At 57.8% G+C, this 15023-nt stretch carries 14 protein-coding genes; 5 read left to right on the top strand and 9 right to left on the bottom strand.

All coding sequences use genetic code 11. From position 1 onward, the window contains the following. Nucleotides 1-145: 145 nt before the first annotated feature. The 6 genes from AC6ROY_RS16375 to AC6ROY_RS16350 form a co-directional block, all read right to left on the bottom strand. Nucleotides 146-694, bottom strand: a complete 549-nt coding sequence (locus AC6ROY_RS16375; protein WP_500101642.1) for a hypothetical protein — start codon at nucleotides 692-694, stop codon at nucleotides 146-148. A 47-nt stretch (nucleotides 695-741) separates the two neighbouring features. Beyond that, nucleotides 742-2247 carry a DEAD/DEAH box helicase gene (locus AC6ROY_RS16370; RefSeq protein WP_500101641.1) on the bottom strand — a complete coding sequence of 502 codons (1506 nt, stop codon included), beginning with the start codon at nucleotides 2245-2247 and terminating at the stop codon, nucleotides 742-744. A gap of 37 nt (nucleotides 2248-2284) precedes the next feature. Beyond that, entirely contained in the window at nucleotides 2285-3286 is a 1002-nt protein-coding gene (locus tag AC6ROY_RS16365) for an alpha/beta hydrolase family protein (protein WP_500101640.1), read from the bottom strand. A gap of 27 nt (nucleotides 3287-3313) precedes the next feature. Further along, nucleotides 3314-4090 carry an SDR family NAD(P)-dependent oxidoreductase gene (locus tag AC6ROY_RS16360; RefSeq protein ID WP_500101639.1) on the bottom strand — a complete coding sequence of 259 codons (777 nt, stop codon included), beginning with the start codon at nucleotides 4088-4090 and terminating at the stop codon, nucleotides 3314-3316. Between the two features lie 94 nt (nucleotides 4091-4184). Continuing rightward, the gene (locus AC6ROY_RS16355; protein ID WP_500101638.1) at nucleotides 4185-4643 is read right to left on the bottom strand and encodes a chemotaxis protein CheX; all 459 of its coding nucleotides are present in this window, start codon (nucleotides 4641-4643) and stop codon (nucleotides 4185-4187) included. Nucleotides 4644-4916: 273 nt separating this feature from the next. Continuing rightward, the gene (locus AC6ROY_RS16350) at nucleotides 4917-5363 is read right to left on the bottom strand and encodes an NUDIX hydrolase (RefSeq protein ID WP_500101637.1); all 447 of its coding nucleotides are present in this window, start codon (nucleotides 5361-5363) and stop codon (nucleotides 4917-4919) included. A 321-nt stretch (nucleotides 5364-5684) separates the two neighbouring features. Between AC6ROY_RS16350 and AC6ROY_RS16345 the strand changes: the two genes are divergently transcribed. From AC6ROY_RS16345 to AC6ROY_RS16330, 4 genes are all read left to right on the top strand, one after another. Next, nucleotides 5685-6377 (top strand): response regulator transcription factor, encoded by a 693-nt coding sequence (locus tag AC6ROY_RS16345; protein ID WP_500101636.1) that lies wholly within the window; start codon nucleotides 5685-5687, stop codon nucleotides 6375-6377. After that, nucleotides 6370-8211, top strand: coding sequence for a sensor histidine kinase (locus AC6ROY_RS16340; protein ID WP_500101635.1), 1842 nt, complete (start codon nucleotides 6370-6372; stop codon nucleotides 8209-8211). Before AC6ROY_RS16345 ends, AC6ROY_RS16340 begins: the two co-directional genes overlap by 8 nt. 19 nt (nucleotides 8212-8230) lie before the next feature. Next, nucleotides 8231-9025, top strand: a complete 795-nt coding sequence (locus AC6ROY_RS16335; RefSeq protein WP_500101634.1) for an HAD-IIA family hydrolase — start codon at nucleotides 8231-8233, stop codon at nucleotides 9023-9025. 357 nt (nucleotides 9026-9382) lie between these two features. Further along, a complete protein-coding gene (locus tag AC6ROY_RS16330; protein WP_500101633.1) occupies nucleotides 9383-9814 on the top strand; it encodes a MarR family winged helix-turn-helix transcriptional regulator in 432 nt (143 codons plus the stop codon). 47 nt (nucleotides 9815-9861) lie between these two features. Here AC6ROY_RS16330 and AC6ROY_RS16325 read toward each other — a convergent pair whose 3' ends face one another. After that, complete coding sequence (locus AC6ROY_RS16325) at nucleotides 9862-10719, bottom strand: helix-turn-helix transcriptional regulator (RefSeq protein ID WP_500101632.1); 858 nt, start codon at nucleotides 10717-10719, stop codon at nucleotides 9862-9864. A 157-nt stretch (nucleotides 10720-10876) separates the two neighbouring features. Between AC6ROY_RS16325 and fabF the strand changes: the two genes are divergently transcribed. Then, nucleotides 10877-12115: a beta-ketoacyl-ACP synthase II gene (fabF, locus tag AC6ROY_RS16320; RefSeq protein WP_500101631.1), complete on the top strand. Its 1239-nt coding sequence runs from the start codon at nucleotides 10877-10879 to the stop codon at nucleotides 12113-12115. Between the two features lie 750 nt (nucleotides 12116-12865). On the opposite strand, the gene AC6ROY_RS16315 is transcribed toward fabF, so the two are convergent. Both AC6ROY_RS16315 and AC6ROY_RS16310 read right to left on the bottom strand, forming a co-directional pair. Further along, a complete protein-coding gene (locus AC6ROY_RS16315) occupies nucleotides 12866-13435 on the bottom strand; it encodes a PadR family transcriptional regulator (protein WP_500101630.1) in 570 nt (189 codons plus the stop codon). A gap of 12 nt (nucleotides 13436-13447) precedes the next feature. Next, the gene (locus tag AC6ROY_RS16310) at nucleotides 13448-15013 is read right to left on the bottom strand and encodes an MDR family MFS transporter (RefSeq protein WP_500101629.1); all 1566 of its coding nucleotides are present in this window, start codon (nucleotides 15011-15013) and stop codon (nucleotides 13448-13450) included. Nucleotides 15014-15023 lie beyond the last annotated feature (10 nt).

Raw genomic sequence — 15023 nt, 5'->3', positions numbered from 1 at the left:
CGCCTTGGCTCCACCATGCAGGTGGACGCCAAGGCGTCTTTTGTAGGTTCAGGGTGACTGCTCCAGCCTGCCGGCTGCAACCGGCATCGCATACGAGGCGCGCTGCAGCGGAGAGGCGCAGATGAAGCTGTATCGCCGAGTCTGTCTACCGCAGCTTCAGCAGCAGCTTGAGCTGCGAGCCTTCGAACACCGCTTCGCGCACCTTGACCGGACCGGGCATATAGCTGTCGGGAGTCAGATGAAGCGGCCGCAGGCTAAGCCAGCTGGCTGGCACAGACCACCCGTGAACCGTCGTCTGCGTATGGCGGATCACCAGCTCCGGCGCTTCCCAGGCCAACTGGAAATATAGCGTAGCTCCCACCGGCCAGCGCTCCCGCAGCAGCAGGTTCACGTCGGCCTGCAGCTCGCCGTCCCGCAAAGTGAAGCGCGCTCCCGTCAGCTGCACGCCTTCACGGACCTCGCGCTGCTCGGCCAGCTTGAGCTTGATCAGCGAGTCCAGCTCGCGTTCGCTCAACACCAGCTCAAGCTTCCGGTTCAGCAGCATCTCCTTCACCTGATCTCCGATGCGCAGCGGCGTCCCATTCAGGTCCAGCGCCTCTGTCGGCTTTGCCAGCCACAGCGCAGACCCTGCGGCTGCCGCCAGCAGCACGATCAGACATCCGATCAGCCAGCCAAGCCGCTTCATCAGCTTCATCGCCAGGCAGCCCCCTTTGCGCTTTTCTCAGCTTGCGCAGCCGCGCTCTACGATTTGCCGGGCCGCGTCGGCTTATCCTTCAGCCAGCGCGGCGCGCCTTTGTTTTTGCGCTCCCGCTCAAGCTCAGCCTTGCTCTTGAGCGGAGCCTTCGCGCTGCGAGCTGCGGGGCTGCCCTTGGCCCCCGCAGCTGTGGCGCGCTGAGCCGCGCCGGACGCCGCTTCGCGTCCGGCGCCGGCCGGCTTAACGTCGCCGCGCTTCGGCAAGGCGGCGTCGGTTTGCCCGGCTCCGGCCGTCTGGCGCGGAGCCTCAGTCCGGGCTGGAGCCGACGCGATCCGCGCGTCCGGCGCAGCCGATGCCGCGCGGCGGTCGCTCGCCGCGCGCCGGGATGAGCCGGCCTCTGCAGGCGGCTTGGCGTCAAAAATTTTGCCGTGGGACATGTACTTGCGCTGAATGTCGATGCCCAGCGTCTTCGCAAACTTGTCCACGATAAACTGCTCCCGGTTCGTGATAATCGACACCGCGACGCCTCGTTTGCCCATCCGGCCTGTACGTCCGACGCGATGAACATAATGATCCGCATCAATCGGCGGGTCCAGATTAAATACATGGGTCACCTGCGGCAGATCAAGCCCGCGCGCCGCCACATCAGTCGCCAGCAGCAGCTGGAAGCGTCCGGCCCGGAAGCCCTGCATCGCCCGCGCACGCTCCTGCTTGTAGGAATCTGCATACAGCCCTTCGACGGATAAGCCGACATATTTGAGCTTGGCGACAGCTTCGCCGATATCGTCCGTTTCATTGATAAACACAATCGCCTGCTTCGGGTTCCACAGCCGCACCAAACGGCGCAGCGTGTCCACCCGCTCCCGTTCCTCGCAGACGACATACAGATGCTCCAGCGTTTCCGCCGTCCGTTGGGCAGGCTTGACCCGCACATAATGAGGCTCCTGCATCCAATGGTCAATGACCGCCTGCAGCTGCGGAGGAAGCGTCGCGGAAAAAAACAGCATTTGCCGCTGGCGAGGCATCCCCTTCAGCAACGCCTCCACCTCATGCATGGAGCCCAGCTCAAATACCTGATCGACCTCGTCCACCACCAGCGTGCGAATGCCGACCAGCTTGAGCTTGCGCAGCTTCACCAGCTCCTGAATGCGGCCGGGCGTACCGACCACGATATGCGGCTTCAGCTTCAGCTTGTCAATCTGACGGTCAATCGACGCGCCGCCGATCAGCTGCTGGACGCGCACCTCCGTCCCTTTCGTCAGCTGATCCAGCGTATGCACGATCTGCATCCCCAGCTCGCGGGTCGGCACAAGCACCATCACCTGCGTCTCCCGCAGCTTCACATCAAGCCGGTGCAGCGCCGGAAGCGCATAGGCCAGCGTTTTTCCTGTTCCGGTCTGCGATTGCGCCACCACATCGCTGCCCTGCAGCGCAACCGGAATCGCCTCGGTCTGAATCGGAGACGGCTCCACAATTTCCAGCTCAGCCAGCCGGCTCACATACCCTGCATTTACGCCTAGAGCGGCAAATCCGTTCATTGTCATGTTTATCATCCCTTTTCCTGCTAATCATGCTCCCAGTATACCAAATTCACCGGCTCCTTGCTCCCTCGGAAGCTGCGCGCCCGCACATTTCCTTCCGCTTCGCGCTGATCCAGGCCACCATCGCATCCAGCGCCCGCTCCTCCACCGGCTTCGGAAAGTGGTGACCGTATCCCTCGTACAGATCAAGCACAGCGTCCCGGCCAGCCGCCTGCATCGCCTCGGCCAGCTTCCAGGCATGCCCCACGCCCACAAGCGTATCGGCCGTCCCGTGGACGATCCGTACAGGCGTCTGAAGCTGATCCGCCCAGTACACCGGCGACCTGTCTTCATAAGCGGCCGGCTGCTTTTTCGGGTGCCCGACCACCCGCTTGAGCATGCGGCGCAGATCCACCCGCTCCTCATACGTGTCAAACAAATCGCTGACGCCGCCCCATACGACGACAGGTCCGGCATGCGCGCAATCCCGCGCCGTCCGCATCGCCATCATCGAGCCGCGCGAATAACCGATCAGCGCCACCGGCCCGGCGTCGGCTTCCGGCAGCGCGCGGACCAGCGGGATCGCCGCGTACACATCGTAACGGTCCTCTCCGGCAAAATCCTCACGGCCCTCTCCGCCTTCATTGCCGCGGTAAAACGGCGCAAATACCAGATAGCCGCGGCGAGCGAGCGCAAACAGCATCCGCTTGCGCACCATCCCGACCTTGCGGATGCCGCCACGGCAGTATACAACCGTGGGCAGCGGGCCGCTAGCGTCCGGCACAGCCAAATAACCTTTCACCCGCAAGCCTTGGGCTGCATAGGTCAGCCGGTATAAGGAAATGCCGGGCGCCAGATTTTTCAGCTGCCGGCGTTCGATTAACGTTCCGTCTGCGCCCGGCCAATCGGCCGGCGGCTCCATGTCAGCCCTTTGCCGCGTCTCGTCCGCACCGCCCGCCGTACGCTCAGACTGCTCCTCATCCTTCTTGTCCGGCTCCTGTCCAGGCTCCCTATGTTCTGCTCCACCAGGCACGCCGGCAAGCTGTGCCGCCTCCGTATCCTTCCGAAACACGCTACCCGCCACCCCGCTACGAACCGATTATTTTTTATTCAGCAGCCGGGCGCCCACGATATGAAACAACCCGGGAAACAATTGAAACAGCTTCACTCCGGCCGCTGCGGCAAACGGCAGATCAACCTCCGGCGTCCGCCGTTCAATCGCCTTCAGCACCCTTGCTGCGACAGCTTCAGGCTTGAGCATAAACCAGCGGACATTATTCACATAGCGGCCCGTCGGATCGGCCCGGTCGAAAAACGGCGTGTCAATGGGCCCCGGATTGACCGCGGTCAGCGATACCCCCGTACCGGCCAGCTCCTGCCGCAAGCTGTTTGTCAAGCCCAGCACCGCATGCTTCGTCGCCGCATAACCGCTCGATTTGGCGGAGCCGACCTTCCCGGCCATTGAAGCGATGTTGACGAGGTGGCCGCTTTGCTGTTTAAGCATGTAAGGCAGCACCGCCTTGAGACATCGTACGGTTCCGAGGTAGTTCACATTCATCATTTCCTCAAATTCACGCAGCGGCGCATCCACAAACCGTTCAAATACCCCGTAGCCCGCATTATTTATCAGCACATCAATCCGGCCGTATTGCTGGACAATCTGTGTCATCACGGCCTCGACCTGTTCCGAGCACGTCACATCCAGGACGAAGGTGCGATGCGGCCCCCGAATGCGGGCGGCAGCCTCGGCCAGTTTATCCGCCGAACGAGCGGTCAATACAGGAACAGCGCCCTGCTCAGCCAGCTGCTGCGCCAGCAAGGCGCCGAGCCCGCTGGAAGCGCCTGTAACGACAACCACTTTACCTTGAAAAAACATGCCCCGGCCCCCTTTTCCTTCATCCGTTCCTGGCCAAAAAAAAAGCGAAAGCCTGCTGCTCCGGACGGAACAGGCATAGCCCCCGCTTACCACTTTAAGCAATTAACACTTGAATGTCCAGTTCACCAATACCCTCCATAATGAGAGGGATCGTCAGCGCCCGTTTAGCGTCAAATCCGGCCAGCGAAGCCGAATGCATCAGCTTGGGCGGCGTAATATCGACGCGCACGCCTTGATTAAACAACATGGTGCTTGCGTTGCCGCTAATCATGTTGCCGAGCTCAGAGATCGCGCTTTTGCTCATGTCATCCATTTCTGTAACGAGGAACCCGCCCATCATCGCCGATACAACCTTCATAGCCACACTTTCATGGAGTCCGAACACGATATCTCCCTGCATTTGTCCGGTCATACCAATTTGGATCCATATGTAATTCTCGACAAACTTGACATCCTTAATACCCAGCTGACCCGTTGACGGTCTGATGTTGGCGACTTGTTCGATGACAATTCTAGCGGATTCGAGAAAAGGATTAATTAGCTCAGCTTTCATTCCGTGATTGGTCTCCTTTCGACAAAATCCTTTGTTTCCGTAGGACCCCGTGTTCCTTCATTATACCTAAAACCCGGTCTGCCGTATAGGATTTTTTACCGTAAACGTAACAAATTTCACAAAACTATTTACAATCATCGCTGCTTCTTTCCCGGTCGATCAAACCTGACGCCGAAATCTGACACGCTTTGACAGGTTGAGCCCTGGGCTGCGAACGAGTCAGCCTGCGCCTCATCCCGGCTCCGGGCGGCCCGTCCGGAGCCGACTTCAAGCTCAGGCATTGAACCCCAGACTGGTATACGTTCCGTCTTTGCGCCTGATTTTGTCGATTGCAAGCCGAACCGATCCGATCAAATCGTCCGGCAGCGCATCGAGCGGGAACCAGCCCATTTCCGAGCATTTATCCGGCTCCCGGTTCGACGGCTCTCCCTCCCAGGACCGCACCGTCAGGAAAAAATCAATCCACTCTCCCGTGTCCGAGTTCCGATGCATAACCAGCGCTACCTCCAGATGCTCCGGACGGACGATCAGGCCGCTTTCCTCATACGCCTCCCGCGCCGCAGCTTGCGTAACCTCTTCCCCGCCGTCCAGCTTGCCTGCGACCAGACTAAGCTTGCCGTCCTCATAACCCGTGTTGGCTCTGCGCAGCAGCAAAATCCGCTCATCCCGAATAAACAACACATATACGGCGCCGTGCAATTGAAACCAATTCTTTGCCATCCTTACGCCTCACCTTCCCCTTTTCCTCAACGCGGATATAGGTCTTGCGGATCATTTTGTCCATCTTCAAGGGACGATCACTGATTCCTCCCAGCAAGTCTCCCCTTGCTGCCGGTCCCTCCCCTCTTCACTTTATGCTCCTGACGTGTCTCCTGCAACTGATGTTGCACAGCGGCCGGGCTTGCCTGGTCCGGAAACCGGGATTTATTTAAGAATGATTTAAGAAACAGCCTCTGCACTTGTTAAGATTTACAGGCTATACTGAAGTCTGTCAGCAAGTCCGCAGCTTTAAAAATCAAGCAAGAAGGAGGCTTGCCCTTGATGGCCCAGCCAACCGTGTTATTGGTAGACGATGAACCGGAGATTATGGATTTGCTCGAAATTTACTTGAAAAATGAAGGCTACCGGCTGCTGCGTGCCGGAAACGGCGCAGAAGCGCTGACCGTGCTTCAGAACGAGACGGTTGACCTCATCGTGCTCGATATTATGATGCCGCAGATGGACGGGATTGAAGCCTGCATGAAAATACGGCAAAGTCAAAATATGCCGATCATCATGCTGTCTGCGAAAAGCCAGGACATGGATAAAATCTTGGGGCTTAGCACCGGCGCGGATGATTATGTATCGAAGCCGTTTAATCCGCTGGAGCTGGTCGCGCGGGTGAAGTCTCAGCTGCGACGCTACACGCGGCTCAACACGGGACTGCCGAACAAGGACCATGAGCTGGAAGTGGACGAATTAACGATTAATACAGCCACCCATGAGGTCAAGGTGGACGGGCGCGAAATCCGATTGACGCCGCGCGAGTTTGCCATTCTGGAGCTGCTGGCCCGCAATCGCGGCACCGTATGGAGCATTCAAAAAATTTACGAGACCGTCTGGAAGGAAACCTATCTGGACTCGGACAATACGGTCATGGTCCACATCCGGAAAATTCGCGAGAAGATCGAGGATCATCCGCGCAAGCCGAAATTTATTAAAACGGTATGGGGAGTGGGATATAAAGTTGAATAAGCAACCAATCTTTCAGAAGCCGCGAAAGCCGGTGCTGCAGCGTTTTCCATTTAACTGGTTTCCGTTTAATTTGCTGCGGGCGTTTCTTTACTTCCTTGCAGACCTGTATGCGATGGTTCGCCGGCATGTCGAGCAAAGCATCCGGCTGCAGCTGATCCTGACATTTGCGATCTGCTTCGGGGCAGCCGCCTTGTCCTATGGACTGAGCTCGGAATTTTTTGGCCAAATGAATAAAGGCACCGTCATCGACTACACCTCCGGCGTGCAGCATATTGACTCGCAAGCGCGGCAGCTCGTCTCCGACCTGGAGCCGCCCAACGAAGGGGAGCTGCGACGATTTATGCGTGATGAGCTGGAGCGTGAGCCGTCCCGGCCTGCTCGGCCGGTTGCTCCGCCAAGCGTGAATGGGGAAGTCGGCGCGCCCTCCCAGAACCAGGCTTCCTCTGCGCCTGCGGGCAGCAGCGAGGCTGGTCAGGCGGCAAGCTCCCCAGGCAGCTCTACCGGTCAAGCAGACAGCCATCAGACGCTTACGCCGACCACTGCTCCAGGCTACGGCAACACGTCAACTGAGCCGCTTTCCGATGAGCCGACCCCGACAGCCGAAACGTTGAGAACATATAACGAGACAAAGCGGCGCGACTTTCAGGAACGGGTCGAGCAGTTGGTCACCGGCGAAAAGTTTAAAGTGGTCATTACCAACCTGGAAGGCCGTGTTGTCTTCCGAAGTGAAAATGCGCCGGAAACCACTGTGGATGTACATAGCATCATCCGCAATGCGATGGATGCCCGCAGCAGCTACAGCCGTTACGCACGGACGGAATTTTCCAGCTTTTATCCGGTAACGTATAACAACCAGAAATCGTACTTGATTGTCAGCGCCATTCCCGAGCCGCATATCAGCTATTCCGAGCAGGACAGCCCCGTCGCTCTGCTGAGCGCGGTTGCCATTTTTATTTTCCTGTTCTACTTCCTGACGCAGCGCAAAATGCGCTATATCGAGGAGCTGGCGGGCGGTCTGCGCGTGATTGCCACCGGCAATCTGCACCACCGGGTTTTTGAACGTTCGCGGGATGAGCTTGGCTCGCTGGCCAGCGACCTGAACCGAATGATCGACCAGCTGCAAGCGACCATCGAAGAGGAGCGGCGCGCCGAACGTCTGAAAAACGAGCTGGTCACCAACGTGTCGCATGATTTGCGGACCCCGCTTACGTTAATTATGGGATACTTGCGGCTGCTGCACGACAAAAGCTATGACTCCCAGGAGCAGGCCCACTCCTATGTAACGATTGCCTACAATAAATCCGAGAAGCTGAAGGGACTCATTGAAGATTTATTTGAATATACGAAGCTGTCCAATCAGGATGTGCCGCTGTATAAGCGGGGGGTGACCCTCAATGAGCTGCTGGATCAGCTGCTGGAGGAATACGTAACGTTAAGCGAGGAGCACAACCTGGAGCTGATCCGCAGCCTGCCCGCCGAGAAGCTGACGGTGCATGCCGATATCGACAAAATGATCCGGGTGTTCGACAACCTGCTGAGCAATGCGATCAAATACAGTCCCAAGCCAGGCGCCATCGCCGTCGGACTGACGAAGGTCGGCCAGCATGCCGTCGTGCGAATCAGTAACAAGGCGGATGCGTTAACGCGGGAAGAGTTGGAGCAGCTGTTTGAGCGCTTCTATCGCGTCGATCCGGCGCGCGGCTCGGCAACCGGCGGCTCGGGACTCGGACTTGCGATCGCCCGCAGCATCATAGAGTCACATGACGGGCAGATTTGGGCCGAATCGGCTGACGGTGACATTCATTTTTATGTTAAACTGAAGCTGGTACTCTGAGGAGAGGAAGAATCTGCGCATGCCTGGCTATTTACTGGATCTGGACGGAACACTTTATCACGGCAATAAGCCGATTGCAGGCGCGGCGGAGTTTGTCCGGCAGCTTCGCGAGCGGCGCTCGCCCTTTATTTTCCTGACAAATAACTCATCCCGCACGCCTGAGGAGGTCGCCCATCATCTGCAGCTGACCGGCATCGAGGCGAATCCGGAGGAAGTGCTGACCACTTCGCAAGCCGCCGCCGCTCATCTGCAGCAGCTGCCACTTACCGCCAAACGTGTGTATGGCATCGGCGAGCTTGGATTGCGGTTGGCGCTGGAGCAAGCGGGCTTCGAGCTGGCCGGACCCGAGGACAACCCGGAGACGGTAGGAGCTGTCGTACAAGGCATCGACCGGTCGTTTGATTATGGCAAACTCATGGCGGCAACGTCGTACATCCGCAGCGGAGCGCTGTCGGTGATGACGAACCCCGATCATCTGCTGCCCTGGAACGGGGAATTAACGCCGGGCGCCGGTTCGATCGGCGCGTCGATCGAGCGGGCCTCCGGGGTGCAGCCGATTGTCATCGGCAAGCCGTCGCGTATTATTATGCAGGCGGCTGTGAACAAGCTCGGCCTGCCGGCCGCCGACATCTGGACCGTCGGCGACAACCTGGCGACCGACATTCAGGGCGGCCTGACCATCGGCAGCCGGACGGCACTTGTGTTAACCGGTCTGCTGACCGACCGGGCGGCGGCCGAAGCACAGATCGGGCAGACGGGGATACAGCCCGAGCGGATTTGCTCGCAGCTGCTGGAGCTGCTGGAGGTCGGCTAAGCGCTGCGTAGCTGCGGGTACGGCATGCTCTGCTACGCTGCAAGTACGGCATGCTCTGCTACGCTGCAGGTACGGCATGCTCTGCTACGCTGCAAGTACGGCATGCTCTGCTACGCTGCAGGTACGGCATGCGCTGCTACGCTGCAGGTATGGCATGCTCTGCTACGCTGCAAGTACGGCATGCTCTGCATAAACCTGCGTATGGCTGCGTAAAACGCAAGCAACATGCTTCTTCGTTCCGGCGAAGAAGCATGTTTGCCGTTGGCGACATTGACTATCCTGCATGTAAGTGATACATTTATTTTAATTACTAAAATATTTTGAACTGAAATTTATGCACAGAAAGGAATGAGTTCGATGTCCTCGCGCGAGCCTTACCTTGAACGCTTTGAACGTTCATTTTTCACGTTGTTTCGCAAGCTCGGCCCGGAGCTTGGACTGCCGGAGCAGCTGGCGCTGACAGGTCCGCAGACGATGATGCTGTACAAGCTGCGGACGATGGGGCCATGCCCTGGCGGCAAGCTCGCCCAGCAGATGGAAGTGACGCCGAGTGCGATCACAGTTATGATCGACCGGCTCGTGCAGCAGGGCCTTGTCGCGCGCAAGCATGACGAGCAGGACCGGCGTGTTGTGCTGCTGTCCATTACGGACAAAGGCAATGAAATGCTGGAGCAGCTTCGCGTCATCCGTGACGAAGCCCTGAAGCAATATTTGTCGGCGATCGAGCCGGATGAGCTGGAGCTGTTCCTGACCATCTTCGAGAAAATTGTCAAGAAAATCGAGGAGTAGCCGCTGACGCGCGGCTGCCCCCCGCCCTCTTTTCCCCGAATCCCTCCTCACCGGCCAAGCCGGTCCATGACATGCTTGAGCTTGACCGCCGTGTCCGAGCCGATGGATGGCGTATACACGCTCATCCGCAGCTCCGTCTGCCCCTGCACCTGAAGCGAGCTGAGATCAAATAACATTTTACCGCCCTTCGCATGCCGAAACTCAATGAATACCTCAGGAGCAGGACTTACGTCATTGCGATGCCAAATCGAAACGAAGTCGGCATGCTCCCGGCTCAGCCGCTCAATAAACTGCCCATACCACGGGTCCCCGACATACCGGCCGTAATAGTAGCGAAAAATCGCCAGAAAGCCGCGAGCAAAGTCACCCCAGTTCGCCGCCAGCGCGCGAAACTCCTTGCGGGTAAACAACAGCCAAATCAAGTTTCGCTCCTCCGGCGGAACGAGGCTAAAGTCCATAAACACAGCGGCAGCAGCATCATTCCAGCCCACGATCTGGCAGCGGCGGTCCGAAATAATCGCCGGACATGAGGTCAGCTCCTTCAGCAGCAGCTGCAAGGATGGAGGAATCGGCTTCCCTGGCGCAGCTTCGGCAGTATGTGCGGCCTGAGCCTGGATCGGCTGCTCGGAAGCCAACGCCAGCAAATAATGCCGCTCATCCTCATTCAATCGAAGCGCCGCGGCGATACAGTCCAGCACCTGCGGCGACACCGTAATTTCCCTTCCCTGCTCCAGCCATGTGTACCATGTTGTACTGACCCCGGCCAGCTGTGCGACCTCCTCGCGGCGAAGCCCCGGCGTCCGCCTGCGCGTTCCGGCCGGCAAGCCGACATCAACCGGCTGCAGCCGCGCCCGATGCGACGACAGAAACTCCGATAAAGCAGATAGGCGCGCATCTTTGTTCATCTAATGATCAACCTTCCTTACAACGGCGTAAATCACGCATAGGTGCATCCTATTGGTTATTATACCAGGATAATTGATAACTTGTAATAGGATAAAACCCATGGCATGATAAGCCTATAGGACCTGATCCTAAACATCAGCCAAGGAGTTGAGCCGCATGGGTTCAAGAGTTGTTGTAACCGGTATGGGCATTGTCAGCCCGCTTGGAAATTCGATAGATACGTTCTGGAATGCGCTTGTGGCGGGTACATCGGGCATCCGCCGTATTGAGTCATTTGATACTTCCGCTTATCGGGTGCAAATTGCGGGCAGCGTCCGCGGATTTGATCCGGAAACGGTCATAGACAGACGAGAAGCGCGGCGGATGGATCGGTACAGCCAATTTGCCGTTGGCGCAGCGAAGCAAGCGCTCGCCGACTCCGGTCTGTCAGTCACGGCGGAAAACGCCGGACGGATCGGCGTCTATATCGGAACCGGCGTTGGCGGCCTGCATACGATGCTGGACAATTACAAAACGCTGCTGGAGCGCGGACCCGGACGGGTCAGCCCGACTGTCGTGCCGATGATGATCGCAAATATGGCGGCCGCTCAGGTCAGCATTTTGACGGGAGCCAAAGGACCTTCGCTTGCGCCTGTCACTGCCTGCGCCACAGGCAACACGGCAATCGGCGAAGCCTTCAAGCTGATCCAGCGCGGCGGGGCCGACGCTGTGCTGGCAGGAAGCGCGGAAGCAACGACACACGGGCTGGCATTGGCCGGGTTTGGCAATGCCACGGCGGCGTCAACGCGCAATGAAGCGCCGGAGCAGGCTAGCCGTCCGTTTGACGCGGGCCGGGACGGCTTTGTGATGGCCGAAGGAGCAGGCGTGCTGCTGCTCGAATCGCTTGAGCATGCGATCGCACGGGGCGCGCATATTTACGCCGAGGTCATCGGCTATGCGGCAACATCGGATGCGTACCACATGGTCGCCTCCGATCCCGAAGGGCGCAGCTCCAGCGCGGCGATGACGCTTGCGCTCGCCGATGCGGGACTGCCTCCCGAGGCCGTCAGCCATATTAACGCCCATGCGACCGGCACGGAGGTCGGCGATCTTGCTGAAACGATTGCCGTGAAGGCGGCGTTCGGCAAGATCGCCTACCGCATCCCGCTGACGGCAAACAAATCCATGCTCGGCCACATGCTCGGCGCGGCAGGCGGCGCGGAAGCGATCGCGCTGATCCAGACGATCCGCCACGGGCTGATCCCGCCGACGATCAACCTCGATCATCCCGACCCGGCCTGCGATCTGGACTACGTCCCGCTGACCGCGCGCCGCGCCTCCGTCGAAGTGGGCATGTCCAATTCATTTGGCTTCGGCGGACATAATGCGGTACTGCTTATGCGAGCTTTTGGATGAGGCTGTTCCGCAGCCGCACGTGTACGCAACACAGCAACACCTTCCATAATAATAAGCAAAGCCGGACATTCCCATTTACAGGAACGTCCGGCTTCCGGCACATTCATTTTAAGTTCAGGAGCGGCAGCCTTGATTTCAACGTATCGCGTCGACCCGCTCCCTGCACACTGTCTTTGCTTGAAGCGCAGCGCCCCTCAATTCCTGCACACTGCTTTTGCTTCAAGCAGAGTCCCTCGCTTCCTCCACGTACACCAGCCAAGTGCAGCGAAACTCAGGTGCCAGAAAACGGTCACCGCTTGATGGGGCTATCAACTTCAATGACAGCCTATGACAGCCTTCCCTTCACCCCCGTCGCCGTCCGCCTCGATCCTCCGCTTCGATCCATCCGCGAACAGTTTTTCGCATCAATTATACGTCCACTTCATGTCCGTATCCAGTAGACACGTGTCTTTTAAAAGGTGGACATTACCCCCTGCTCACTTCCGCCCGTCCTTCGTCCATATTTAGGTACAAAACAGACTTGCAGCATCCAGATATAGATGTCCGGTTCATCCCATACCTGAGTAATTCAGGGTAATATTGTGTCCACCCTTTGAAAGACAAACCCTTTGCAAATGTCCTTGACTGGCGGACACCTGATCCCTTCCATCTCCCTCTGCCGAACAACGACCACACCCCAGCCAGCCAGCCAGCGGGCCAGCCGTAGCCAACACCATAGCCGCAGCCGCCGTCGCCCGCGCTCTGCATAAACTACAAGTCTTGAATCGGCAAGCCGCTCAGCTTCAGACGATCCTGCCTGGCATCATCCGCCAGCTGCTCCAGCCAGCGCAGCTCCACCCGCGCATGCTCCAGCCGGCCTTTCATCATATACAAAATGCTGCGCGCCACCCGGGGAATGTGCTCGGTATATTGCGCTTCATAAAATGCAACCTGCTTTCGCTGCTCGTCAAGCATCTTCTGCAATTGCTTGTACATACGCTGGTGATCCGCATATTTGGCAAATGCCAGCGCTGCATAAAGGGGATGGTACAGCAGCTTCGTATCCGCAAATTGATCATCCAGCAATTCCTGGAACAGCTGCTTGCCCATGGGTGTAATCCGGTACACCGTGCGGTCCGGACGGCTGCTTTCGCGCGGAGCCGATTCAGCCATCGGCTCCACAGCCCCCGACTTGCGCAGTTGGTCGATCGCGTAGTAGACCGAGCCTTCTTGCATTTTAATGTAATACAGCAATCCCTCATCCTTCATCCGCTGCCGCATCTCGTAGGGATGGCTATCCGCTTCCATCAGCAGTCCAAGAATGACCAGCTTCATCGACATAACGGTGCGGCCTCACATATGACCGTGCTGCGGAACAGGCGCATCGTCCTCGCCCGCTTGCCGGGACTGGCCTGCGCCCACCTTGGGCGGCAGCTCCAGCTTCGCTTTGCCGAGCAGAAGGACAAATATAAATCCTAGCACGGCGATAACAATCGAAACCTGGAACACGAAGGCGATTGACTCCGCCAAGCTTTGGATCAGTTTATCCATCACCGGCTGCGGCACGGCTTGACGGAATTGCTCGCTCAACAAAGCCTGCGGATTAGGAGGCGTCTGGGCCGCACTGCTTTGCGGCAGCAGTTCGGCAATACGGTGTTGCAGGGCATAGGATTGCACGGTGCCAAGCACCGTCACCCCTACAGCCGAGCCGATCGAACGGAAAAACGATACCAGCGACGTCACGACGCCGCGATATTCGAAGCTGACGCTTTGCACCGCGGAAATCGAAATAACCGGGAACTGCACTCCGATTCCGAGGCCAAGCATAATCATGTAGCTGGTAATCAGCCATCGCGGCGTCTCAACGGACACCGTCCCCAGCAATATCGTGGACACAAGCAGCAGCACAGCCGAAACCAGCAAAATCGTCCGATAAGGCAGCTTGCCCAGAAAACGTCCGCCGATTGCGCTGCTTGCAACGACCCCCAGCATCATCGGCGTCAGTACAAGCCCTGCGCTTGTAGCCGAGCCTTGAAACACTCCCTGTACAAATAAAGGAATGTAGGTCGCAGCGGCAATCATCAGCGTGCTGTAAAAAAAGCTGATGCCCATGCTTGCCGTAAACAGCCTGGAACGGAACAGCTTAAATGGAACAATCGGCGCGGATGCCCGGCCTTCAACGAAATAAAACAACACCATCAGCACCGCAGCGGCTACAAACATGCCGATAATCGGTACGGAGCTCCAAGCGAATTCCTTGCCGCCGAGCTCCAGCGCCAGCATCAGCGAAATGATCGCAGCCGTGAAGACGACGGTGCCGAGCCAGTCGATTTTCTGATTCGGATTTTTCGGCAGGACCGGGTGGTAAAACAACGTAATCAAAACAAGCGATAAAATACCAAGCGGCAGGTTAATGTAGAAAATCCATTGCCAATTCACGTAATCGGTAAAATAAGCGCCGGCGAGCGGTCCCAGCACGCTTGAAATGCCGAATACAGCGCCGAACAAGCCCTGCATCTTGCCCCGCTTCTCCGGCGGGAAAATGTCAAAGACGATCGCAAACGTAATCGGCATCATCGCGCCGCCGCCAATTCCTTGGATCGCGCGGTAAATAATAAGCTGCAGCATCGTATCCGAGGTGCCGCATAAAGCCGAGCCGATCATAAATACAACAAGCCCGATCAGGAAAAACAGCTTGCGTCCATACATATCGCCAAGCTTGCCGAAAATCGGCATCGCCACGACGTTGGCAATCAGGTAGGAGGAAAATACCCATACAAATTTATCAAGCCCGCCAAGCTCCCCCAAGATCGTCGGCATTGCAGTCGATACGATCGTCTGATCCAGTGACGCAAGCAGCAGCGCCAGCATCAAGCCCGTGACCGTCCAGGAAATCGTGGACTTTTTTATTTCTGCCATCTCCAAACCT

The organism is Paenibacillus sp. sg306046, from assembly GCF_059821225.1.
The sequence above is the reverse complement of the archived record's forward strand: the minus strand, read 5'-3'. Positions and strand labels throughout refer to the sequence as shown.

Coding starts and splice junctions, on each gene's coding strand:
- AC6ROY_RS16375 (WP_500101642.1), bottom strand. CDS start 694: ATGAAGCTGATGAAGCGGCTTGGCTGGCTGATCGGATGTCTGATCGTG.
- AC6ROY_RS16350 (WP_500101637.1), bottom strand. CDS start 5,363: ATGGCAAAGAATTGGTTTCAATTGCACGGCGCCGTATATGTGTTGTTT.
- AC6ROY_RS16315 (WP_500101630.1), bottom strand. CDS start 13,435: ATGTCGATGAAGCTGGTCATTCTTGGACTGCTGATGGAAGCGGATAGC.
- AC6ROY_RS16335 (WP_500101634.1), top strand. CDS start 8,231: ATGCCTGGCTATTTACTGGATCTGGACGGAACACTTTATCACGGCAAT.
- AC6ROY_RS16360 (WP_500101639.1), bottom strand. CDS start 4,090: ATGTTTTTTCAAGGTAAAGTGGTTGTCGTTACAGGCGCTTCCAGCGGG.
- AC6ROY_RS16325 (WP_500101632.1), bottom strand. CDS start 10,719: ATGAACAAAGATGCGCGCCTATCTGCTTTATCGGAGTTTCTGTCGTCG.
- fabF (WP_500101631.1), top strand. CDS start 10,877: ATGGGTTCAAGAGTTGTTGTAACCGGTATGGGCATTGTCAGCCCGCTT.
- AC6ROY_RS16345 (WP_500101636.1), top strand. CDS start 5,685: ATGGCCCAGCCAACCGTGTTATTGGTAGACGATGAACCGGAGATTATG.
- AC6ROY_RS16370 (WP_500101641.1), bottom strand. CDS start 2,247: ATGATAAACATGACAATGAACGGATTTGCCGCTCTAGGCGTAAATGCA.
- AC6ROY_RS16330 (WP_500101633.1), top strand. CDS start 9,383: ATGTCCTCGCGCGAGCCTTACCTTGAACGCTTTGAACGTTCATTTTTC.
- AC6ROY_RS16355 (WP_500101638.1), bottom strand. CDS start 4,643: ATGAAAGCTGAGCTAATTAATCCTTTTCTCGAATCCGCTAGAATTGTC.
- AC6ROY_RS16310 (WP_500101629.1), bottom strand. CDS start 15,013: ATGGCAGAAATAAAAAAGTCCACGATTTCCTGGACGGTCACGGGCTTG.